We start from the raw sequence: 23,960 nt of genomic DNA, 5'->3' as shown, positions 1-23,960 counted from the left end.
ATTTAAACATGGCAGCTAAAGAAGTACGTTTTGGAGATGACGCCCGCACAAAAATGCTGAAGGGCGTGAACATCCTGGCAAATGCAGTAAAAGTTACCCTGGGTCCAAAAGGCCGCAACGTGGTACTGGACAAATCATTCGGTGCCCCAACCATCACTAAAGATGGTGTATCTGTAGCCAAAGAAATCGAGCTGGAAGACAAGTTCGAAAATATGGGCGCACAGATGGTCAAAGAAGTTGCGTCTAAAGCCAATGACGAAGCCGGTGACGGTACTACTACCGCCACGGTACTGGCCCAGGCGATTGTAACTGAAGGCCTGAAAGCCGTTGCTGCGGGCATGAACCCAATGGACGTTAAGCGCGGTATCGACAAAGCAGTTATCGCCGCGGTTGAAGAATTGAAAGCCCTGTCTACTGACTGTGCTGATAGCAAGTCTATTGCTCAGGTAGGTACGATTTCTGCGAACGCAGATGAAGTGGTTGGCCAAATCATTGCCGAAGCAATGGAAAAAGTTGGCAAAGAAGGTGTTATCACTGTTGAAGAAGGTCAGGCTCTGCAAAACGAGCTGGAAGTGGTTGAAGGTATGCAGTTTGACCGCGGTTACCTGTCTCCTTACTTCATCAACAACCAGGAAAATGGCACGGTTGAACTAGACAACCCGTTCATCCTGTTGGTAGACAAAAAGATCTCTAACATCCGTGAACTGCTGCCAACCCTTGAAGGCGTGGCCAAAGCAGGTAAGCCACTGCTGATCATCGCTGAAGATGTTGAAGGCGAAGCACTGGCGACACTGGTTGTGAACAACATGCGTGGCATCGTGAAAGTTGCTGCGGTGAAAGCACCGGGCTTTGGCGACCGTCGTAAAGCGATGTTGCAGGATATTGCGATTCTGACTGGCGGCACCGTGATCTCTGAAGAGATCGGTCTGGAGCTGGAAAAAGTACAGCTGGAAGACCTGGGTACCGCCAAGCGTGTGGTTATCAACAAAGACGAAACCACCGTTGTGGATGGCGCCGGCGACGAAACCGCAATTGAAGGTCGTTGCACTCAGATTCGTGGTCAGATTGAAGAGTCTTCTTCAGACTACGACAAAGAAAAACTTCAGGAGCGTTTGGCTAAACTTTCTGGCGGTGTTGCCGTGATCAAAGTTGGCGCCGCCACTGAAATGGAAATGAAAGAGAAGAAAGACCGCGTTGAAGATGCTCTGCACGCCACTCGTGCTGCAGTAGAAGAAGGCGTGGTACCTGGTGGTGGTGTGGCACTGGTACGTGCGGCTGCAAAAGTAGCTTCACTGCAGGGTGACAACGAAGACCAGACCCATGGTATTAACCTGGCTCTGCGTGCGATGGAAGCGCCTCTGCGTCAAATCGCAACTAACGCCGGCGCTGAGTCTTCAGTTGTGGTTAACGCGATTAAAGGCGGCGAAGGTAACTTCGGTTACAACGCAGGTAATGACACTTACGGCGACATGCTGGAAATGGGTATCCTTGATCCAACTAAGGTAACTCGTTCAGCCCTGCAGTTTGCCGCGTCTGTTGCCAGCCTGATGATCACCACCGAAGCCATGGTAGCTGACGTACCACAGGACGACGCACCAGCAGCCCCGGATATGGGCGGCATGGGTGGAATGGGCGGCATGGGCGGCATGATGTAAGCCACCCTAAGCTCACTGCTTGATTTAAAAGGCGCTCCTCGGAGCGCCTTTTTTTGTTTCTATTTATATACTTAAAAGATTTCAAAATTTTCAGAAAAGATCATAATTGTTTGTATTTTTTTTTAGTTGGTATAACAATACGTGTAAATGGACTTTAAAAGAATTGCTATTCGATACAACCAAGTTTGTTCATTTTGAGCGGTTTAGTGTAATTAAGGGAAAAACGTGAAATTTAATATAAGTAGAAAAATAGCAGGTGCAACTGCTTCTTTAATAGTAATTACAGGCATGAACGGATGTGCGACAACTACCTCTAAGGCTGTTGAAACACCAACTGTAAACAGTTATCAAACCCAATTTACCGGTGAAAAACAAAAGTTGGTAGTTGGAAATTTTGTTAATCGGTCGAGCTTTCAAAATGGGATTTTTTCATCTGGAAATGATCGCCTTGGTAACCAGGCCAAAACCACTTTGATGAGTCACCTTCAGCAAACTAATCGATTTCGTGTTTTAGATCGTGACAATATGGAGTTGTTGGCCAGTGAGGCTAATCGTTCCGGTACCACCCAAAGCGTTACTGGCGCTAAGTTTGTTGTTACAGGAGACGTTACCGAATTTGGCCGAAAGGCCGTAGGTGACAGACAACTTTTTGGTTTGCTAGGTAAAGGAAAATCACAAATTGCCTATGCGAAAGTGACTCTGAACGTAGTTGACATTACTTCTTCAGAGATAGTGTATTCGGTGGCAGGAGCTGGTGAATATAGCTTGTCAGAACGTGAAGTTATAGGGTTTGGTAGCACCGCTGGATACGATGCTACTTTAAATGGAAAAGTATTGGACTTAGCGGTACGCGAAGTAGTTAACAAGTTAGTGAGCGGCATCGAATCTGGTGCATGGACAATCTAAATAAATGGATTTTGGTATGAGACTTATTTTAATAGCAGTTTTTTCCCTAACGCTTTGGGGCTGTAAAACAACAGAGCCACTTTATCATTACGGTGAATACAATAATGCGGTATATAGCTACTTCAAAGGTGAAGAGGTCACATTAGAAGAGCAAATTTCAGTGCTTAATCAGGCTATTGAAACTGCTGCGGCCGAAGGTAAAAATATAGCTCCGGGTGTTCACGCACATTTAGGCATGCTTTATTTTGAGGCTGGTAACCCAGAGATGGGAGCTCAACAATTTGCTCAGGAAAAAGCTTTGTTTCCAGAGTCAGAGCAATACATTGATTTCTTATTGAAATCAGCAAAGGGAGCCTAAGATGAAATGTTTCAAGTTACTGTTCCTTCTCACGATTAGTGTTCTTCTAGTGGCCTGTACCAGTATGCCGCCTGCATACGACTACTCCGCTTTTAAAGCCGCAAACCCAAAATCGGTTGTTGTATTGCCCCCTATCAATAATACTCCCGAAGTTATTGCCCCATATAGCATAATGGCCCAAGTTGCCCCCCCAATAGCAGAGTCTGGTTTTTATGTTTTTCCGGTGGCAGTGGTAGATCAAACCTTTAAAAACAATGGTCTTACAGTCGCTCAAGATATACATGCTGTCGAATTCAAGAAGTTGTCTGAAATATTTGGTGCCGATGCTGCGTTGTACATCAACATTGAAGAATATGGCACGAGTTATGTGGTGATTTCTAGTGAAACTCGGGTAACTGTTGCTGCCTCGCTAGTAGACTTAAGCAGCGGCAACTTGCTGTGGAAAAGTACGGCAACGGCCTCCTCTGCTGAAAACCAAAACGCAAATAGTGGTGGCCTGATTGGGATTTTAGTACAGGCAGCGGTCAGTCAGATTTTCGAAACAATAACGGACAGGGGGTTTGATATAGCAGCAATAACCTCCTCTCGCTTGCTTTCAGCCGAAAGCTATAATGGTCTATTATACGGGCCTCGATCTCCCAAATTTGGTCATCCCGTGCCGAGTGAAAAAGCCAACTAGACACTACACTTAATAGAAAAGGCGCTCCTCGGAGCGCCTTTTTTGTGTTTATTGGTCAGCTGTAGTGTTTGGGCCCAAAAACAGCTCCAGAAACTTTCCTACCACCGGATTTTTGTGAACCTCGGCGGTGGTCAGGGTATTGATGTCGGTTCGCAGCCCATCGGTGTTTCCCAGTATCACTAAGGTTAATCCGACCTCAGGTATTTTGACCAGAAAACCGGCATAGGCATCGGGCCACCAGCCGCTGTGCCATACCACTTTATAGCCCTGCCAGTTTTGCACAAACCAGCCATAGGCATAGGGGGCGGGCTCACCGTTTGCCTCGGTAGGGGGCGTCCACATTTTTTGGCGTTGCTCAGAAGATAAAATTAACCCCTGGTCGAGAGCAATGGAATAACGGGCCAGCGATTTTACACTGGCGATGATACCGGAACTGGCATTAAGTTCAGGATTGGGTAAAACAGAAGGGGCGAGGTTATCAGATTGTTCAGGCGCATGACGAAAGGGTGGGGCTAAGTGGGTCAGTGCCACAGACCCTTTTTCATCGCGCCAGCCTGCCGCAATGTTTTCGAGCTTTGCCGGGCCAAGCACATACAGGTGCATCCATTCACGCCAGGATTTATCCGTATTTTCTTCTACCCAATTGGATAACCTGCCAAAAACCACAGGATTATAGAAAAACCCAGAACCTGGGGTACCCTGTACGCGATGCTGAAGCACCTGACGAAGAGTAATAGAAGCATTACAATCCACCGGCGGAATTTGCTGGCCATTATCCAGCGTGCCACCACCAAAAATAATGCCGCTGCTACCCAGCCATTTACAGCGTTTTTGCCAGTCACTTAAGGTGGTGAAAGGGGCATCAAGATCAATTTTGCCATCAGCCTCCATCGCCAGAAGGGTGGCGCCGGTAAAGGTTTTGGTGATGGAGTCGGCCAGATAAGTGGTATCGGCGGTCGTGCGTTCTTCGGCGTCATGATCCTGCCAGCCAAAGCCTTTGGCATAAACAATTTTATCGTCTTTTACGATTGCCACGGACAGGCTCAGCACCGAGTTTTGTTGTCGATACTGTGTCAAATACTGCTCATATTGGTCGAGTGTTGCGCCATCAATTGACGTAGCGCTGATTGATGGCGCAGATAAGGTCAGAAACGCAGCCACCACAGCCTGTCTTTTCATAGTCGTGTCCATTTGCAAGTGGCCGAGGATAAAAGCCCGGTTATCCAGTAAAAGAATAAAATTTAAACAGTATTACCATAACGGGATTGCCGACAAGTGTGTATAAAAAATGTACTTTTGCATGGGGTGAGCTTGAGACATGGCAGCAAAGAAAGGGTGGGGTCGAGAATATGGGAAAAAAGACCCAAAGGTACTCAGCAGTAACGTTACTCTGCAGCCCTTTGGGTTTTATGGCCGCCGCATGGGGCGGCCGGGCTAGGCAATGCGTTTGTTAGTGCTTTTCGCCGCGGCTTTGGAATTTACGTTCTTCGGTATTGATTTTTATCCATTCGCCGGTGCTGATGTATTCTGGTACCTGTACCACCAAGCCGGTCGATAAGGTGGCAGGCTTGGTTCTTGAGGTGGCCGAGGCACCTTTAATAGAAGGGTCGGTTTCAACCACTTCCAGTTCCACACTCATCGGCAGGTCCAGCGCCACCGGCGCATCATCAACGATTAACACCTGGATCCCGTCGGTTTTCTCATTAATAAACAGAGCTTCATCAGCAATGCTTTCCTGATTCATGTGATAAGGGGTGTAGTCTTCTTTATCCATAAAGACAAACTCTTCCCCGTCCATATACGAAAACATCGCCGGACGACGAACCAGATCAGCCATTTCCAGCATATCCGAGTCTTTAAAGGTTTCATCGAATTTGGCGCCGGTGACCACATCGTACATACGCATACGATAAATACTGCCACCAGCCCGCCCTTGCGGTACCGAGCGGTCAATATCTCTGACAATACAGGTTTTCCCATTATAAACGATGGTGTTGTTTTTCTTGATGTCACTTGCCTTTGGCATGGTGTGTCCTTGTTATTAATGACCAGCCACGCTGGCATGGTGCTTCAAATACAAGCCACTATTCTGCGCTATTTAGGTCCAATGCGGAAGCCCGAAACACAATGGTGCTGACGATTTTGTAAAAGCCAGCCTCCCTACGATGGAGCTTTTTATTGAGACGGTAGCCGAACGATTTTTTGCTTCATACCCAACAAGATAAGGTGAACTATTCCTGATCAGGCCAAGTAAAAAAATAGGCTGTAGCCTCCCAGGCGGGCATCGGGCTTATCTGCTAACAAAAGGATCTGATATGAAAGAAAAGGCGCATCGGTCAACCATTCTTCTTCCGGTTTTTGTTCCCGCCGTGGTGATCATCTTGTTGCTGGTAATCGGCACCATTAGTGCGCCGGAGCTCGCGGGTCAGGCATTTGAAGGTATGCTGGCATGGATCACCCAGACCTTTGGCTGGTTCTACATGCTATGTGTTGCGTTATTTTTAATGTTTATTGTGGCGGTGGCCGCTTCTGACTGGGGGCATATAAAGCTGGGACCGGATCACGCCGAGCCGCAGTACAGTTTTCCGGAATGGTTTGCGATGCTTTTTTCTGCCGGCTACGGTGTCGCCTTATTGTATTTTGGTGTAGCAGAGCCGGTTTTACATTATGCCTCGCCCCCCGCCGGCGCTCCCGAAACGGTGGATGCCGCCAAACAAGCCATGCAAATTGCTTTCTTTCACTGGGGTTTCCATATCTGGGCGATTTATGGACTGGTTGGCCTGGTGCTCGCGTATTTTGCGTTTCGACAAGGTCTGCCACTATCTATTCGCTCTGCCCTGTACCCCCTAATCGGTGACAAAATTCACGGTCCAATTGGGCATGCGGTCGATGTCTTTGCCATATTGGGGACCATGTTTGGTATCGCGACCACCCTTGGTCTGTCTGTCACTCAAATCAATGCAGGGCTACACTACTTGTCGGCAGACATTCCTATTAATATTACTGTGCAAATCAGCACCATCGCTATCGTGACCATCGCCGCTACGGTGTCGGTGCTAGCAGGTATGGATAAAGGCATCAAGCGCTTATCGATACTTAATATGGGGCTGGCGGTTGCATTGATGAGTACCGTGTTTGTATTTGGGGAGACGGTGCGCATTCTGGAGTCTTTTTTACAAAACACCGGTAGTTACCTAAGCGGAATTGTTGAACGTACCTTTAATCTGCAAGCCTACAGTCGCAGTGACTGGATAGGCAACTGGACGCTGTTTATCTTTGGCTGGACCATTGCCTGGGCCCCTTTTGTGGGCATGTTCATCGCCAAAATCAGTCGTGGCAGGACTATTCGCCAGTTTGTGTTCGGGGTCATGCTGGTGCCTACCCTGTTTACCTTTTTATGGTTTTCGGTATTTGGGGATACCGCACTCAACGCCATCATGAATCAGGGCGCGGCCAGTTTAATCTCCGATGTTCAGGAAAATGAAGCCATTGCCTTGTTTAAACTTTATGACTTGTTGCCCTGGTCGTCACTGATGTCGGGCTTAACCGTGCTGCTGATCATCACCTTTTTTGTGACCTCTTCTGACTCCGGGTCATTAGTCATTGACTCACTGTCGTCCGGGGCCATGAAAACAGCCCGGTGTGGCAGCGTGTATTCTGGGCGATTCTTGAAGGCACGGTCGCCTCGGTGTTACTGCTGGCTGGTGGTTTAAACGCATTGCAAACGATGACCATCACCAGTGCCTTGCCGTTTGCCGTGATAATGCTGATGGCTGCCGCCGGGCTTTGGCGTGCGTTAATCATTGAAGGCTATCGAAACAATAGCCTGCAGGCTGAGACGCTGAATAAAAACAACCACGGCGAGGACTGGCAAAGCCGATTAGATGCGATGACAAATTATCCTGGCAAAGACAGTGTGCATGACTTTATTGAGCAGACCGTGGCACCTGCGCTGGAAGATGTGCAGTCAGAACTCCAGTCGCGGGAGTGGCAGGCTCAGGTAGAGTTTGATGCAGATCTGAGCCGAGCGTTTTTAATGGTGAAACGTCATGAACATACCGACTTTATCTATGATATCCGCATGACAGAACATCATGTTCCCGGCTACAGTTATGCTGAGCGTCGCACCGACGACGATGAAGCCGAAATGTATTATCGGGCAGAAGTCTTTTTGCGGCGTGGTGGGCAAACCTATGATATCTATGGTTTTGATAAGAAAGCCATTGTGAAGGATATCCTGGATCAGTTTGAACAGTATTTGCACTACCTGGATAACAGCCCGGGCCAGTTGCCGTGGCAGATGGACGATCATGACGAGATGCTGAATAAGCCAAAGACATGAATCAGACACTCTGATGCAGCAAGACGCCGGGGGCCTGAATCGATGGCAGCATTGAAAAAAGTCTGGTCGAGTCATCACGTGGCTGTTTCGATTATGCTGTACAGGGCTCTATACAAGCGCTCTACCACAGCTGCAGATACACCTGGAACCGTGGCGTTTTAAAATCAAAGTAACCTGGTGTGCAACCGATTTAACCCTTCACACCAGCCCGACAGGGTCAGACGCCACGCTTCATCCTAATGGGCGCCAGTTAATCTTTAACGATCCTAACCCCGGGGGTGGGCCGTTTAAAAACCATCTGTTTTCATATCTGGTTATCTTATGCCTTTAGCAAAAACACCATTTCATGCCGCCCGCCTGCTGTTGTTCACATTTCTTTCCTGGGGCTTGTTAGCCGGGTGCTCCTCGAATAAGCCCGATGTGAGTGTTAACGAACAGACCAACTTTGCCGGCATTGACTCCTTTTATGTGCAGCCGCCGTTGAATTCGGTTAACGCCAATCTTGAAAACCATATTGTAACGGCCATTACCTCGGTACTTCAGAGTAAGGGAATTGTCCCTGCCGATAAAAATAGCGCCGATGTTAGAGTGGGTTTTTTCCCGGCCACCAATCGCGATAGCAGCGGTAAGTCCGTGAGTTTTGGTCTGGGGACCAGTGTGTTTGGCAGCGCTACCGGCCTGTCACTAGGAAGCATTTTTAGTGTCCCGCTTGGCGAGCAATCCACTCAGTATCAAACCCTGCAGATTGATGTGGTACAAAATGGCGAGTTTGTTTACAGTGCAAGTGGTCGCACACAGCTGGAGGCGCAGGATAGTATTGCCGTACAACGAGAGCTTACCGAGCTGGTGCGTAAGCTACTGGCGTCCTATCCGGCGAAAAATGCCGGTGCGGTCAATGCTGAATAGGTTTCAGACAGGCGCCCCGGGCGGCTTGTCAGAACCTGCGTCACCAGCCATTCAGTAGAGCTTTCAGCCCGCTAACAGCCCACTAAGGTTTCGCCATACAAGCTGCTATAGGCCATACCCACCTCATGCAATACCCTGAGCCAGGCGGGCCGGGGTCTTGCTACCTTATAATTTACAATGAATAGCCAGACTACTATTGCCGTTTCTGACTATGTCAGCATGCATCAATCCGGATCAGGGCGGCCCGATACGGTATAATCTGGGTATTACAGATTAAGTAGGATAACTTACAAGCCATGAAAGCATCTGCTTTGCATATTCTGGTAAAAACTGAAAAAGAAGCGCTGGCGGTTCTTGCTCAGCTGAAAAAAGGAAAAGACTTTGGAATGCTGGCGAAAAAGCATTCTACCTGTCCGTCGGGCAAGCGTGGCGGCGACCTGGGTGAGTTTCGCCGAGGGCAAATGGTAAAACCATTTGACGATGTGGTATTTAAAAAAGAGCTGCTAAAGGTACATGGGCCGGTTAAAACCCGTTTTGGCTTTCATTTAATCAAGCCGTTATATCGTAGCTAACTCAGCCATTTTTTTCAGTCGGACAACAGCGTACCCGGCACCAGAACATCGGTGCCGGGTGCGCCTTATTACATTTGTATCGGGGTGTTTGTCTCGGAGCGGGTGCCGGGCAGGGCGCCCGGCACAGATGGTCTAAAGCTGGGCCATCACCTTATCCGGGGTGATAGGAAAGGCGCGAATCCGGGCGCCTACCGCATCATAAACCGCATTGGCGATGGCGGCGCCGGAGCCGGTAATGCCAAGTTCACCAATGCCTTTACTGCCAAGTTTGCAGGCTTTGTAGTCAGGCTCTTCAATGATATGCAGCGATACCTCGCCAATATCACGATTGACCGCAAAGTGATATTCAGCAAAATCGCAGTTCACAAAGCTGCCGTCTCTTGAGTCCTGCTGTAGCTCTTCAAACAAGGCATAGCTGGCGCCCCAGACCATACCGCCTTTTAATTGCGAGCCCGCAGTTTTGTGATTAAGAATGCGGCCGGCCGAAAACGCTCCGTGCTGGCGCAGGATTCTGACCTCGCCGGTTACGGTATCAACTTCCACTTCGGCAAAATGCGCCGCACAGCTGTACTGGGCATAGTTGTCGTTGCCTTCATCGGGGGCCACCGAGCCGGTCGCGGTTAATGCATTGTCCGATGCCTTTGCAAACAATGACTCAAGATTATGTTGCTGCTGGGTCTCGCCTTTGCCAAATACTACCTCGTTATCCTGTAGTTTCACCAGTTCATTGCCTTTGGCCAATCCGGCCAGTTCACTGAGTTTCAACGACAACGCTTCGCAGGCATTAAGCACCGCAGTCCCACTGCTGGAGGCCCCAAAGGAGCCGCCGGACCCTGAAGAAGCCGGCGAGTCACTGTTGCCCAGGTCGATGGTGATTCGCTGGGCGTCGACATTGAAGTGCTCGGCCACAATCTGAGTCAGAATGGTGTAGGTACCGGTGCCAATATCGGTCATGTCGGTGCGCACCACCAGCTGCCCATCACGCTGCAAGGTAATACTGGCCGCACTGGGCACAATCATATTCATACGCATTCCCAGCGCCACGCCAAAGCCATTCTTTTTGGTGCCTTTGGTGGTGTACTGGCGCTCCTTCCAGCCAAATTTTTCAGCGCCTTCAATCAGACATTTATCCAGGTTATTTGTAGAAAAGTCGGCGCCGGTAATGGGATGGACCGGCGCGATGTTGTTGCGCCGGAACTCCACCGGATCAATCTTCAGCGCCCGCGCCACTTCATCGACCGCAGCCTCAAACGCCAGCGAACCGATAGCATCGCCAGGGGCGCGCACCGAATCAATCATAGGTGAGTCCACCACTTTTACCCGATGCTTGCTGTCGATGGCCTCGGCCTGGTAATTCACCCGGGCCGCCACGCCGGTGCCTTCAGCAAAGGCATAGTCTTTGGCCATGGGCATGGCACTATGATGCTGAACCCCACCTAGTTTGCCATTGGCATCGGCGCTGAACGCCATTTGCTGAATACTCATGCCGCGATGGGGAGCATTATGGAACACCTGTCTGCGGGTCATCGCCACCTTAACCGGTCGTTGTAAATGCAGTGCGCCAATACTGGCCAGTATCGCATCATTATGCAGACCCAGCTTCGACCCGAAACCGCCACCTACATACGGGCTTTTTACCTGGATATTTTCTTTTGCCAGTTTAAAGGTGGAAGCCAGACAATCCACCGCGCTGGCCAGGATCTGTACGCTGGTATGCACCACCAGGTTGGTGCCATCGAAGGCGGCAATACTGGTGTGTGGCTCCATGGCCGCCGATACCTGATTAGGAGTGGTATAGGTCATATCAAAACGCTGACTGCTGTTGAGCGCGGTGTCAATATTACCCGTCCCGGCATCAGGCTCGTAACCCCCATCCACACTTTCAGGCGTCACCTGAGCTTCGCTGTGTTCGGTTAACAGGCTAATTGGGCCAGGCTCAATCACAAAATCGATAAGCTGACCGGCGTAGCGAGCCTGCTCCAGGGTATCGGCTACCACCAGAGCCACCGGAAAACCGGCGTAGCGAATTTTGTCTTCGTTTAACATGGCCCGGCTCTGACCAAAGCGCTGCGTCTCTTCAGGCTGGCCGAAGGGTCTTTGCTCAACAGAATTTTTATAGGTGATAACCGCGTGTACCCCTTCCTGGGCCTCGGCTGTTTCAGTATTGATCTGCTTTAAGGTACCACTGGCAATATCAGCGCCCACAATCCAGCCAATCAACGGGGCTTTATCAAACAGGTTCTCCCCGGCATAGGTGGCTTTGCCCTGAACTTTCAGCCGGCCATCTACCCGATTTGCCGCAGCACCAATTCCGTAAGGGTTAGACGTTGTATTAGCGGGCATAGATTGCTCCTTCGTGCTCGGGATGTTGTTGCTGCTGCTCGGTAGCCTGAGTTAAAACATGTACCAGCGTGCGTTTTAGCATGGGTATTTTGAAGTCATTGTAGCCCGAGCCTTTGGCGGGGCTTAGCTCCACATCAGCCGCCTGTTTAAACAGCTCGGTTGTGGCAGATTTACCCCGCAGATACTCTTCGGCAGCCTGCGCATGCCAGGGTTTAGGGCCCACGCCACCACAGGCCAGATTAATATCACTGATGATGCCATCTTTAACCTGCAGCGTGCAGGCTACTGACACCAGCGCAAAGGCATAGGAAGAGCGGTCCCGCACTTTTTGGTAGATGTGGGTGCCCCGAGGGGTTTTATCGATACTTACCGCCGTAATGAGCTCATCAGCGGCTAACTGGGTTTCAATATGCGGGGTGTCGCCGGGCAGCTGATACAGTTCGCGGACCGGAATCTGCCGGGTTTCGCCGCTGGCATTCTGGGTATGAACAGTGGCATTTAACGCGGTCATCGCGGTGGCCATATCGGAGGGGTGCGAGGCAATACAATGTTCTGAGGTGCCTAGCACCGCATGAATCCGGTTAAAGCCATTTATGGCCCCACAACCAGAGCCCGGCTGCCGCTTATTACAGGGTTTGGTGGTATCGTAAAAATAATAGCAGCGGGTACGTTGCAACAGATTACCGCCGGTGGTGGCCCGATTACGCAGCTGTACCGTGGCCCCGGCCAGTAACGCTTGAGCTAATAATGATAAGCCCGGCTGCTGGTAGGCAAAGTCAGCCAGCTCGGTATTCGACACCATGGCGCCAATCGTTACCCGATTGTCGTTTTCATTGATTTGGTAGGCCTGCTCAAAGCCGGATAAATCGATGATCTGCTCCGGACTTTCAATCTGGTGCTTCATTAAATCCACCAGATTGGTGCCCCCGGCTAAAAACCGGCTGTGCTCAAATGACTCAACCCGGGCCAGATCCTGTTGTTGATGTAAGGGAAAAACAGCAAAAGGTTTCATCCAACCTCCTTAGCATCATCAGTTTTACTGACCGCATCGATAATATGAGGGTAAGCACCACACCGGCACAAATTGCCGCTAAGACGTTCTTTTAAGTCTTCGGTGTTAGTGTGATGCGGGTCAAACCAGAGGGTTGATGGCCGGTTTTGTTTTATTTCCTGCTGAGCGGCTATACCAGAACAAATCTGACCGCTGGTGCAAAAACCACACTGAAAGGCGTCGTTGTCGATAAACGCCTGTTGCAACGGGTGCAGTTCATCGCCATTGGCTAAGCCTTCGATGGTAACCACCGATTTTCCTGCCAGCTGAAAGGTGAGCAGCAGGCAGGCATTCATACGTTCGCCGTCAATGAGCACCGTACAGGCGCCACACTGACCATGGTCGCAGCCTTTTTTAGCGCCAAATAGTTGTAAATGCTGATGCATAAAGTCGAGCAGGGTCGTGCGCGGGTCCTGGGGGAGCGCATGAGACTGACCGTTAATGGTAATGCTGGACATGCCGGTTTCCTTTTTTAGATCAAGCCGGACGCTGTCTGGTGGTGCCTAAAAATACAGGCAGACAGCGCCAAATGGTTACAGCCATCAGAATGTAAACAGGAGGACTGCATTGCTCTTCTGTAAAGACACGGGCGTTTTTGAAAAACGCTAAGGGACAATGATGATGTTTTTGCTCATACGCACGAGCGGATGATTAGATTACTTGCTGTCCAGCATTAATAAGAATGTTACAACAGCTACCGGCATAGATTAATTTTGTGACAGGCGGTTTTCTTCTGCCAGGGGCCTAGGTAAGCTTGCTTCACAACAGCGATGTGATTTTGTTCGGATTACCGGGCCCGGTAACAACAAAAGCATAGCGTCATGGATGCGCATCGCTATAATACGCGCAATATCATTATCTCATTGGTCGGGTTGTATCAAACCGCCCGCCTTAACCTATTGGAGTGGCAACATTGTCTGAGTGGAGCATCGAAGAAGCTGAGAAGCTATATGGCGTATCTCGCTGGGGTGGTGGCTATTTTGAAATTGGCGAAAATGGCAATGTACAGGTTACCCCGGTACCCGCTGACAAAAGCATTCGCATTGATTTTAAAGCCTTAATTGACGAAATCCGCGAAGAAGGAGTGCAGTTTCCGGTGGTGGTGCGCTTTCATGATGTCCTGCGCTCGCAGGTCGCCAGCCTCAATACCAGTTTTCGCGATACGATTGCCGAAGCCGGCTATCAGGGCGAGTATCAGGGCGTGTATCCGATTAAAGTCAATCAGATGCGCGAGGTTGTTGAAGAAATCGTGGATGCCGGCGAACCGTTTAATTATGGTCTGGAAGCCGGCTCTAAAGCAGAGCTGGTCACGGCGCTGGCACTGAATATCAACGAAAACTCGCTGACCATTCTTAATGGTTACAAAGACGATGAGTTTATGCGTCTGGCGCTGTTAGGCAGAAAGCTGGGCCGCAAAATGGTGGTGGTGGTGGAAAAATACACCGAGCTGTTATTGCTGGTTAAAATTGCCAAAGAGCTGAACATCGATCCCATTGTCGGCGTGCGCGCCAAAATGACCGTGAAAGGCCGCGGAAAATGGGAAGGCTCCGGGGGCGAAAAGGCCAAGTTCGGCCTGACCATTGCCGAAACCATCAAGACCGCCCGCTATCTGCAAGAAAATGGCATGGGTCATTGTCTTAAACTGCTGCATTTTCATATCGGCAGTCAGTTAACCGATATTCGCGCGGTTAAAGAAGCCATCAGTGAAGGCGGCCGTATCTATGCCGATCTATACAAAATGGGCTTTGAGCTGGACTATGTCGATGTTGGCGGGGGCCTGGGGATTGATTACGATGGCAGCGCCTCTACCAACGACTCATCGCGCAATTACAATATGCAGGAATACGTAGCCGATGTGGTCTATGGCATGAAAGAAGTCTGTGACTTAGAAGGGGTGCCACATCCCACTCTGGTCAGCGAAAGTGGCCGGGCGATTACCGCGCATCATAGCTGCGTGGTCACCGAAATTGTAGGCGAAATTCGTTCTAACAGTGCTGAAATTGATACGGCGGCGGCCAGTCAAGAGCATGTGTTTGTAAAAAACATTCGTGAGCTGGAAGATGATTTTGAACAGCAAACCAACATGCAGGAAGTGTTCAACGATGCTTCTCAATACAAGGAACAGGCGCTGGATGCGTTTAAACTAAGAGTATTGAGCTTAGAAGAGCTGGCCAAAATTGAAACCATTTACTGGCGTATTATGGTGCGTCTGAAACAGTGGTGTGCCACCCAGGATTATGTTCCCGAAGAATTGCAGGAGCTGGATCACAGTCTGGCCTCGCAATATCTGTGTAATTTTTCAGTGTTTCAGTCCGCCGCCGATACCTGGGCCATTGATCAGCTGTTGCCGGTGGTGCCGTTAACCCGCATGAATGAAAAACCCGAGGTTAACTGTACCCTGGTGGACATTACCTGTGACAGTGACGGCAAAATTGACCAGTTTGCCGTAGGCCGCGAAATTACCGATGTGTTACCGATGCACAAGCTCAATGCCGGTGAACACTATCATGTCGGCTTGTTTTTGACCGGGGCTTATCAGGATGTAATGGGCGATATGCATAATTTGTTCGGACGCCTGAATGAGGTGCATATCTACAGTCACGATGATGACCCCCAGGACTTTTATATTGAAGAAGTAGTCAAAGGTTCGTCAGTGCAGGATGTGCTTAATATTATGCAGTACAACCCCCGGGCGATGGCTTATGATGTGAAAAAACTGATAGATAAACAGATATCGGCAGGCAATATCATGCCCCGGGAAGGCGTGCGCTGGACCGACTTTTATGAAGATTGCTTAAGCGGCTATACCTATTTAAAAACCAGTTAGACCGTGCTTGTGCGAGGCGGAGGCTAACCCCCTCCGGCTTGCGCGTAATAACGCTTCCAGAATTCTGCGGTGGCAGAATTGATCATATTTGACTCAGCATTCATCAGCATCACATAGCCGGCTTTGGCTTTGGGATCAAATGATACATCGGCCCGGTAGCCTTTTACCCATCCGCCATGATAATTCAGGGTGTGGCCATTAAAATCATACACCCGCCAGCCCAAACCATAATGAGCATTGTTTAAATAACGCCGCCAGCCCCGACGATAAATTTCGCGGGTGGTGCGTACCCTGGGTTCAGTAATATGCGCGACCAGCTCCGGTGGCACCACCGTGGGAAACTCACCCAGCAATGCCTGCAGATAAATGGTCATATCAGCAATACTGGCATTGACGCCGGCCGCCGGGGTAAACCGGTAATAATTGCTTTCTACCATGCTTTGGCGCCATTTGTTACGGGCGATGGCAATATGCGGTTTGGCCCAGCTGGAAGAGGCCATCAGACCACCTTTACCCGCGCTGGCGGTGGTCATGCCCAGCGGGGTAAACAGCTGTTCCTGCAACTGTCGATGATACGAGGTATTCTGACTCACCAAAAAATATTCAATGGCCCCAAACAAGGCATTTTGGTAGGTATAACATTGTCCTGGCGCACAAATTGGCTCCAGCTCGGCCAGCTGCTCCAGCACCCGATCAAGAGGATAATCAGCTTCAATCAGATTGTCGTAGGCATTGGGCATAAACCCGCTCGACTGACCACTGATATGCTGCAATTGCAGCTGATCCATACCCACGCCTTTAAACGGAATTCTGGGTACCAGTTCATTGATATTCATATCCCAGCGCATCACATCACGCTCTACCAGCTTGGCCAGCAATAAGGCAGTGAAGGTCTTAGACACCGAAGCCAGCCGAAAAACAGTATTGCTGGTGACCCGTTCGCCTGAACCGGCAGTACGACCATGCACAAAAACTTTGGGGTCTCACCTTGCTGATAATAAACAAAGGCATAACCGGGAACATTGTATTTATTGGCTTGTTTCTTTACATAACGAGCATAGTCGTCAACCCATTGCTGTGTTTTGGCTTGTGCTGATCCCACACACAAAATAAAACCAAACAACAACAAAAGCCAGCAAAGAGGGCGATTACGCATTTTCAGCAAATGGGCTCCAAAGAGGTTAGATATACCACGATGCAGGCAGTATATGGTCATTTTGTGCAAAGTATTATGCGTATGGGCCGAGGTTTAATCAACCGCTCGCGCTACAGTCAGTTCCGATTTCGTCGCATCCTGGCCGGTAAACTGGTTTACACTGGGGCAGATTTATCGTTACAGGAGCGATAATATGAGCCCACAACAGTTTGCTGGCCACTCGCCACAGCAACTGGCCAGTTTTCGACAGGCCCGCCTAAGCCGTGATCCACGCTTTGACGGCACCTTTTTTGTGGCAGTTACCACCACCGGCATCTTTTGCCGGCCGGTGTGCCCGGCGCGATTACCAGCCGAGCACAATGTTTTGTATTATGCCCATGCACTGCAGGCAATGGCAGCAGGTTTTCGGCCCTGCCTGCGGTGTCGGCCCGACAGTGCGCCGCAATCCAGTGCCTGGCAGGGGATCGATACCACCATTAAACGTGCACAGCAGTTGTTGAGCCGGTTGCCCGCCCAAAATGTTGGTCAGATTGCAACGCGTCTGGGTATAAGCTCACGTTATCTGCATCAGCTAACCACCCGGCATTTAGGTCTGACCCCAAAACAAATACAGATCTACCAACAGCTCTTATTTGCCAAACAACTGTTACAACAATCCGCATTGACGGTGACAGAGGTGGCGCTTGCCTGTGGTTTTCAGTCAAGCCGGCGGTTACAGATCGCGATGCAAAAGCACTGGGGACTGACACCCCGCAATTTAAGGAGAACCACATCAGTGTCCACCGACACCCCTGTAACCCATTTATTTTTAGCATGTCGTACGCCCTATAACTGGGCGCAGGTCCAGGAATTTCTGGCGGTCCATGCCCTGCCGCTGGTCGAGCAGGTAAGCGCCAATAGTTACCAATTAGTCTTTAACTGGGATCAGCATGCCGGCCGTTTGAAGGCCACGTACAATGCCTCAAAAAATGGTTTTGACGTCGAGCTGGAGCTTGCCGACATACGATGTATCCAGCCGGTAATGCAAAATCTGGCACGGGTACTGGACGTGAATGCCGATCCGCAGCTTATAAAAACCGCCTTGCTAAACGCCGGCATCGCCTCCGGGCAACTGGTGGAAGGATTGAGGTTGCCGGGCACCTGGTCCTATTTTGAGGCCGGCTGTCGGGCGGTGCTGGGACAGCAGATCTCCGTCAAAGCGGCCACCAATTATGCCAATCAGCTGGTCGCAAAAGCTGGCCAGAAAAATCAGTTTGGCTGGGTATTTCCTGGCCCTGAAGCGGTGGCCAACATGCCGTTAACGGCGTTACGCTTACCTGCTTCGCGACAAACCACCTTGCACACGCTGGCCTGTGCCTTTGTGCAACACCAGGAGCCTCCCGGCCGGGACCAATTGCTGGCATTAAAGGGTATCGGCCCTGGACCTGCGATTATATGGAAATACGCGGGGCTGCCCACAGTGATATTTATCTGGATAATGATCTGGTGGTAAAAAAAGCAGCCCGGGAACAAACCCTGACGCCGGCTGCGGCAGCGCCCTGGCGAACCTACTTAACCCTGCAATTATGGGATATTGCAGTCAATCAAATATAGGTGATGTATGTTTAGTCAAACTTTGTCTACCCCCTGTGGCTTGTTGGTGGTAAATGCTACCGATGCGGGTTTGTATCAGATTGATTTTACTGATACGCCGGCAGCCGGACAGCCTAACGCCCATACCCAGGCCGCGGTGGCCCAATTAACCGAATATTTTGCCGGTGAACGCCAGCATTTCAGTCTGCCCCTGACCGCCACCGGTACCACGTTTCAACATCAGGTATGGCAGGCGCTGCAGGATATCGCCTATGGTCAGACCGTAAGCTATGGTGATATTGCCCGGCGTATTAACAATCCCAAAGCGGTACGGGCAGTGGGAATGGCGAATGGCCGCAATCCACTGGCGATTGTGGTGCCATGCCACCGGGTAATTGGTAGCAACAAAACCCTCACTGGCTACGCCGGTGGCCTGGAACGTAAAGCCTTTTTACTCAACCATGAAGGAGCGGTGTGGTAATGCCTGCCAAAGAAGTTGCAGCTCTAATTGCCCTGGCGGCTATCTGGGGTGGCTCGTTTATGTTTATGCGGGTGGCCACCCCCGAGTTTGGCATTTTTGCGCTGGTAGAAGTGCGCACAGTGCTGGCCACCCTGGTCTTATTGCCGGTGCTGTGGTGGCGTCGTCAGGCCGCGGATATCCGCCGGTTTTTCTGGCCTATTGTAGCTATCGGCGCAATCAACACCGCAATCCCCTTTGCGCTGTTTAACTTTGCCAGCCTGCATCTTGAAGCCGGGGTGAATGCCATTTTGAATGCCACTGCGCCTATGTTCGGTGCGTTGGTTGCCTATATCTGGCTACAGGAGAAGCTATCCAGAGTGGCGGTATTGGGGCTGGTGCTCGGGTTTGTGGGCGTGGCTATTATCAGCGAGCAAAAGCTGCAGGGGGGCGAGTTGTCAGCGTTGCCGATTCTGGCTGCCTGCGCGGCCACCGCCTGTTACGGCTGGGCGGCCTGCATCATGAAACGTTTTTTACATGGCGTAAAACCGCTGGCGGTCGCCGCCGGGTCCCAGGCTGTGGCCTCGGTTTTACTGTTACCGCTGGCCGTGGCCACCTGGCCCCAGGTCAGCCCTTCTGGCTATGCCTGGTTAAATGCCATCGGGCTGGCGGTTGGGGGAACCGGTATTGCCTATTTGCTGTATTTTCATTTAATTGGCGCAGTAGGGCCTTCCAAGGCCATTACAGTAGCCTATCTGGTGCCTTTATTTGGTTTGTTCTGGGGACTGGTGCTGCTAAACGAAAGTGTGTCGGCCCAGGCGCTGGTTGGCGGCTTATGTATTTTGACCGGAGTGGCTATGACCACCGGGCTTACCCGCCTGTTTGCCAGGCGGGGTTTTGCGCCGGGCAAATAATTCAGCTGATCAGCTGCAACCGCACCAGATTGCGACCATCACGCTGGGCCTGATATAACGCATCCTCTGCATAACTGGCCACTTCGCTCATGGGCCGGCGGGTGGCCGTATACGAAATCCCAAATGACGCCGAAAGTTTTAGTTGCAGGGCTTTATTGATCGGCGGTAGATTCAAAATGCCTTCGCGCAGTTCCTCCGCCTTTTTGCGGGCTTCATGGGGACCCAGTTCAGGCAGTAAGATAATAAACTCTTCGCTGCTCCATAATCCCAGCACCGACTTGGTACCCAGCTGTGATTGCAGATAATGCACAATATGCTGATGGACCTCATCGCCGGTCGAGCGGCCGTAGGTGTCGTTGATGATCGCGAAATTATCAATGTTCACCAGCACAATGCTTAAATACTGATACGCATTTAACAGGCGGTTGTAATCATCTTCAATCGTCATGCGATCGGGCAGGCGGGCCGGCGGTGGAATGACAATGTCGCGATGAATATCACGGCGAAAATACGATAATACATGGTAAACCAGCACAAACAGTGAAAACACCACTATCAGCAAGGCAACCACGGTTAAGATAAATCCCTGTGAAATCTCAGCCTGACGTTTTTCCAGGGGGCTGAGCAAAAAAACCGTCCAGTCAAACTGGTTCAGGCCAACCTCAGCAATCAGGTATTCCTGTTCATCAATGGTAACCAGCCGGTTGTTCAGCGCTCGCTTTTGCCGCACTTCAGCAGGCAGCTGAGCAAACCAGTCAAGCTGCGACAAATTGGTGAATTCTGAATATTCGGCAATCAGGCTGGCATCCGAGGACAACATAATATCGCTGTTTTCATCCACAAAAATAAAATCATAGCCATATTCATTTTTGTATTCGTCAAATAATGTCAGAAAACTCGATAAACTCTGACCTACACCAAAGAAGCCTAAAAATTCGCCTTCTTTATCGAAGATTTTTATGTCGATGTAAAAATGGGTGTCCTCCCATTTTCCAATATCCGCCACGGCGGTTTCTGGCCGGTCTTTATATTTGAAGTACCAGCTCACCTGGCCTTCAATCAGGGGGATAACCATGCCATCAGACATGTACTGCATACGCTCTTTTTCGCTGGCCAGAAAAAACACCAGGTCAAATTGCTGTTCCATGCGCTTAAGCACCCGAAGCACTTCATTGCCATCGAGCTTGTCCTGGTCCAGCAACTGTACCAGCTCCGGTGAATGTCCCAGCGCTTCGGCGGTATGCAGGGGTTTAAGCAACTCATTGACAATCAGATTAATGGCCGGGGAAAGGGATTTTTGCTGGGCACGGCTTTGTTCGGCCACAATTTTGGAAATACTAAAATGCACCAGCGTTACAATGGCCAGCACCACCACAAAAAACAGCAGCAGAATACTGCGATGAAGGGTTCTGAAGGCGGTCATCAATGCATGCTCCTTTGCGTGGGGTTAAGGTCTGGTAGATCCTTGGGCAATATAGCTGATTCAGCCACTAACCACTAGCAACGCCGACAAAATTAAACAAAATCAGAAAATGGTCGTATCTATCGCTGACTCTGACTCCTGGCTTAGATACACTAAGTCTAATATCAATTTATTACTAACAGAAGTTAAGGAATGTGCATGTCGTTTTCTGTTGTTGTGCTGGCGGCGGGTAAAGGGACCCGCATGAAATCTGCCTTACCCAAAGTGCTGCATAAAGTGGGTGGTGTACCCATGGTGCAGCGAATTATCCATACGGTGGAGCAAATGCAGGCCAGCGCAGTTCATCTGGTGTATGGTCACGGTGGTGAATTGCTACAACAGCAGGTTCACGGCGATAATCTTAACTGGTGTTTACAGGCTGAGCAACTGGGCACCGGTCATGCGGTGCAACAGGCCGCGGATGCCATTACCGATGACGAAGACGTGTTGATTCTGGTTGGGGATGCGCCCCTTATTCGCCAACAAACCCTGGAGCGCCTGGTCGCGGTAAAACAGCACTGTGACCTGGCGTTACTGACGGTCAATCTGGACGACCCTACCGGTATGGGCCGGATTGTGCGTGCGCAGGACAATAACATCACCGCCATTGTCGAACATAAAGATGCCACAGAAGCGCAACGGGAAATTACCGAAATCAATACCGGTATGATGATGATGAACGGTGCGGATTTAAAACGCTGGCTGGAAGCACTGAGCAATGACAATGCTCAGGGAGAATATTACCTGACCGATGTTATCGCCATGGCCGCGGCGGAAGGTAAAGTCATTCAGGCGGCTCATCCTGATGAAGTCGTAGAGACCGAGGGCGTCAACAACCGCATTCATCTGGCCAAACTGGAACGGGCGTTACAGCGCTGGAATGCTGAAGAACTGATGACAGCCGGGGCCACTCTGGCGGATCCGGCGCGAATTGATGTTCGCGGCAAGGTGACCACCGGCAATGATGTGTTTATCGATATCAATTGTGTTTTAGAAGGCGAGGTCATCCTGGGCGACAATGTATCTATCGGACCCAACTGTGTGCTTAAAGATTGTCGTATTGGCGATAATACTGTGATTGAAGCCCACACCCTGATTGAGCAGGCGCAAGTCGCGGAATCCTGCTCTATCGGCCCCTTTGCCAGATTACGTCCGGACTCGGTGATGCAAAAAGGCTCGAAAGTCGGCAATTTTGTTGAAATGAAAAAAACCACCCTGGGCGAAGGTGCCAAAGCTAATCACCTGACTTACCTGGGCGATGCCGAGGTTGGCGCCCGGGCCAACATCGGCGCCGGTACCATCACCTGTAACTATGACGGGGTGAATAAATCCAAAACCTTGATTGGCGAGAATGCGTTTATTGGCTCTAACACCGCCTTAGTCGCGCCGGTGGAAATTGGTCAGGGCGCGACGGTGGGGGCCGGCTCGGTGGTCACCAATAAGGTTGAAGACAGCGCCTTAGCCATTGCGCGCGCCAAACAGCGCAATATTGATAACTGGAAGCGTCCCACCAAGAAAAGCTAAACAGCAGGCTTTGCCTTGTTGAGATTCGGCCCGGCTGAAGTATTCAGACCGGGCTTTTTATTTTCACACACAACCATGTCAGCGAATGAAGACGAGGATTGCTGGCTGTTTTTCTAAGCTAAATGACGGCTAACCAACCCTTACTGAATAATGAGGAACATTATGATTAAAACCCTGCTGGTGGGCTTTGGATTTTCCGGCCAGACATTTCATCTGCCCTTTTTGACCCAGTTGTCGGGCTACCACCTTTGCGGGGTGGTCTCGTCAAAGCCGGAGGCAGTCCATGCCGTGTTACCCGACGTGCCGGTCTTTGCCAGTCTGGACGACGCACTGGCCCAGGCTCAGCCCGAGTTAAGCATTATTACCACGCCCAATGATCTGCATTATGCTCAGGCCAGTCAGTGTCTGGCCAGCGATAGCCATGTGCTGGTGGAAAAGCCATTTACCCTTTCCCATGCCGATGCTACGGCCTTGTGTGAACAAGCCGAACGCCAGCAAAAAACACTGCATGTCTTTCATAACCGACGTTTTGACGGGGATTTTCTAACCCTGAAAAAGCTGATGGCAGAGCATCGTTTTGGTGACGTAAAACGCATGATTAGTCGCTTCGACCGGTTTCGGCCGGTACCCAAAAATCGCTGGCGTGAAAATGCCGGGCCTGGTGCCGGTATTTTCTGGGATTTAGGGCCGCATTTGTTGGACCAGTGTGTGCAGTTGTTTGGGCTGCCTGAAGCACTCCAGGCTAATGTGCAAATATTGCGGGACCAGGGCCAGAGTGATGACTTATTTGATGTAACCTTATTCTATACCGACAAAGTGGTGCAGGTGGGCAGTTCGCCGTTTCAAGGCGGTACCACCTTGCGTTTCGATGTACAGGGTACCTCAGGCAATTATCGAAAATATGGCCTGGATCCTCAGGAAAATCAGCTTAAAGCCGGCATGCCGCTAACCGCAAAGGAATTTGGCTATGAAAGTAAAAAATCTTTCGGTAAGTTTTGTTTTGAAACCGGTTGTGATCTTATCGAAACAGAAAAAGGTAACTATAGTCAGTTTTATCAGCAACTGGCAGACAGCATTGAACATCAGCAGCCCTCGCCAGCCGCAGCCGAGAGTGTGGTGCCGGTAATACAACTGATTGAGCTGGCTTTGCAAAGTAGTGCTCAGGGCAAACGGTTGGCAGTGAAATTACCGGCACACAAACATTGCTAAACGTAACTTTTTATAGTTAAATAACTT

Annotated in this window: 18 protein-coding genes and 2 pseudogenes; 13 read left to right on the top strand and 7 right to left on the bottom strand. The window is 50.3% G+C overall.

Annotation, left to right across the window (positions count from 1 at the left end):
• Positions 1-8: 8 nt before the first annotated feature.
• The 4 genes from groL to IT774_RS15820 all read left to right on the top strand — a co-directional run bounded on the left by groL (position 9) and on the right by IT774_RS15820 (position 3,598).
• Positions 9-1,655, top strand: a complete 1,647-nt coding sequence (gene groL / locus IT774_RS15835) for a chaperonin GroEL (protein WP_195810628.1) — start codon at positions 9-11, stop codon at positions 1,653-1,655.
• 288 nt (positions 1,656-1,943) lie between these two features.
• Positions 1,944-2,561 carry a CsgG/HfaB family protein gene (locus tag IT774_RS15830; protein ID WP_195812330.1) on the top strand — a complete coding sequence of 206 codons (618 nt, stop codon included), beginning with the start codon at positions 1,944-1,946 and terminating at the stop codon, positions 2,559-2,561.
• A gap of 16 nt (positions 2,562-2,577) precedes the next feature.
• Positions 2,578-2,919, top strand: a complete 342-nt coding sequence (locus IT774_RS15825) for a DUF4810 domain-containing protein (RefSeq protein WP_195810627.1) — start codon at positions 2,578-2,580, stop codon at positions 2,917-2,919.
• Position 2,920: 1 nt separating this feature from the next.
• Entirely contained in the window at positions 2,921-3,598 is a 678-nt protein-coding gene (locus IT774_RS15820) for a DUF799 domain-containing protein (protein WP_195810626.1), read from the top strand.
• Positions 3,599-3,646: 48 nt separating this feature from the next.
• Here IT774_RS15820 and IT774_RS15815 read toward each other — a convergent pair whose 3' ends face one another.
• Together IT774_RS15815 and efpL are read right to left on the bottom strand one after the other, a co-directional pair.
• Positions 3,647-4,777, bottom strand: coding sequence for a serine hydrolase domain-containing protein (locus IT774_RS15815; RefSeq protein WP_195810625.1), 1,131 nt, complete (start codon positions 4,775-4,777; stop codon positions 3,647-3,649).
• Positions 4,778-5,048: 271 nt separating this feature from the next.
• Positions 5,049-5,624: an elongation factor P-like protein EfpL gene (efpL, locus tag IT774_RS15810; RefSeq protein ID WP_195810624.1), complete on the bottom strand. Its 576-nt coding sequence runs from the start codon at positions 5,622-5,624 to the stop codon at positions 5,049-5,051.
• A gap of 289 nt (positions 5,625-5,913) precedes the next feature.
• Here efpL and IT774_RS15805 point away from each other — a divergent pair.
• The 3 genes and pseudogenes from IT774_RS15805 to ppiC all read left to right on the top strand — a co-directional run bounded on the left by IT774_RS15805 (position 5,914) and on the right by ppiC (position 9,418).
• Positions 5,914-7,940: pseudogene (locus tag IT774_RS15805) on the top strand (BCCT family transporter).
• 321 nt (positions 7,941-8,261) lie between these two features.
• Positions 8,262-8,846, top strand: coding sequence for a DUF4136 domain-containing protein (locus IT774_RS15800; RefSeq protein ID WP_195810623.1), 585 nt, complete (start codon positions 8,262-8,264; stop codon positions 8,844-8,846).
• Positions 8,847-9,142: 296 nt separating this feature from the next.
• On the top strand, positions 9,143-9,418 hold the full coding sequence (gene ppiC, locus IT774_RS15795; protein ID WP_195810622.1) for a peptidylprolyl isomerase PpiC: 276 nt from the start codon (positions 9,143-9,145) through the stop codon (positions 9,416-9,418).
• A gap of 132 nt (positions 9,419-9,550) precedes the next feature.
• Here ppiC and IT774_RS15790 read toward each other — a convergent pair whose 3' ends face one another.
• The 3 genes from IT774_RS15790 to IT774_RS15780 are packed head-to-tail and all read right to left on the bottom strand — an operon-like array spanning position 9,551 to position 13,270.
• The gene (locus IT774_RS15790; protein WP_195810621.1) at positions 9,551-11,761 is read right to left on the bottom strand and encodes a xanthine dehydrogenase family protein molybdopterin-binding subunit; all 2,211 of its coding nucleotides are present in this window, start codon (positions 11,759-11,761) and stop codon (positions 9,551-9,553) included.
• Entirely contained in the window at positions 11,751-12,773 is a 1,023-nt protein-coding gene (locus IT774_RS15785; protein ID WP_195810620.1) for an FAD binding domain-containing protein, read from the bottom strand. Before IT774_RS15785 ends, IT774_RS15790 begins: the two co-directional genes overlap by 11 nt.
• Positions 12,770-13,270 carry a (2Fe-2S)-binding protein gene (locus tag IT774_RS15780; protein ID WP_195810619.1) on the bottom strand — a complete coding sequence of 167 codons (501 nt, stop codon included), beginning with the start codon at positions 13,268-13,270 and terminating at the stop codon, positions 12,770-12,772. Before IT774_RS15780 ends, IT774_RS15785 begins: the two co-directional genes overlap by 4 nt.
• A gap of 455 nt (positions 13,271-13,725) precedes the next feature.
• Between IT774_RS15780 and speA the strand changes: the two genes are divergently transcribed.
• The gene (speA, locus tag IT774_RS15775) at positions 13,726-15,639 is read left to right on the top strand and encodes a biosynthetic arginine decarboxylase (protein ID WP_195810618.1); all 1,914 of its coding nucleotides are present in this window, start codon (positions 13,726-13,728) and stop codon (positions 15,637-15,639) included.
• A 23-nt stretch (positions 15,640-15,662) separates the two neighbouring features.
• Here the strand turns inward: speA and IT774_RS15770 are convergent.
• A pseudogene (locus tag IT774_RS15770) lies at positions 15,663-16,795 on the bottom strand (serine hydrolase domain-containing protein).
• Between the two features lie 193 nt (positions 16,796-16,988).
• Between IT774_RS15770 and IT774_RS15765 the strand changes: the two are divergent.
• From IT774_RS15765 to IT774_RS15755, 3 genes are all read left to right on the top strand, one after another.
• Entirely contained in the window at positions 16,989-18,287 is a 1,299-nt protein-coding gene (locus IT774_RS15765; protein WP_195810617.1) for an Ada metal-binding domain-containing protein, read from the top strand.
• A 108-nt stretch (positions 18,288-18,395) separates the two neighbouring features.
• Positions 18,396-18,848 (top strand): methylated-DNA--[protein]-cysteine S-methyltransferase, encoded by a 453-nt coding sequence (locus IT774_RS15760; protein ID WP_195810616.1) that lies wholly within the window; start codon positions 18,396-18,398, stop codon positions 18,846-18,848.
• Positions 18,848-19,738, top strand: coding sequence for a DMT family transporter (locus IT774_RS15755; protein WP_195810615.1), 891 nt, complete (start codon positions 18,848-18,850; stop codon positions 19,736-19,738). Before IT774_RS15760 ends, IT774_RS15755 begins: the two co-directional genes overlap by 1 nt.
• A 1-nt stretch (position 19,739) precedes the next feature.
• On the opposite strand, the gene IT774_RS15750 is transcribed toward IT774_RS15755, so the two are convergent.
• Positions 19,740-21,161 (bottom strand): sensor domain-containing diguanylate cyclase, encoded by a 1,422-nt coding sequence (locus IT774_RS15750; protein ID WP_195810614.1) that lies wholly within the window; start codon positions 21,159-21,161, stop codon positions 19,740-19,742.
• Between the two features lie 198 nt (positions 21,162-21,359).
• Between IT774_RS15750 and glmU the strand changes: the two genes are divergently transcribed.
• Positions 21,360-22,724, top strand: a complete 1,365-nt coding sequence (gene glmU / locus IT774_RS15745; protein WP_195810613.1) for a bifunctional UDP-N-acetylglucosamine diphosphorylase/glucosamine-1-phosphate N-acetyltransferase GlmU — start codon at positions 21,360-21,362, stop codon at positions 22,722-22,724.
• 162 nt (positions 22,725-22,886) lie between these two features.
• Entirely contained in the window at positions 22,887-23,933 is a 1,047-nt protein-coding gene (locus IT774_RS15740) for a Gfo/Idh/MocA family oxidoreductase (protein ID WP_195810612.1), read from the top strand.
• The last annotated feature ends 27 nt before the right edge of the window (positions 23,934-23,960 follow it).

Source organism: Salinimonas marina, assembly GCF_015644725.1.
In the GTDB taxonomy this organism is placed as follows: domain Bacteria; phylum Pseudomonadota; class Gammaproteobacteria; order Enterobacterales; family Alteromonadaceae; genus Alteromonas.
The sequence above is the reverse complement of the archived record's forward strand: the minus strand, read 5'-3'. Positions and strand labels throughout refer to the sequence as shown.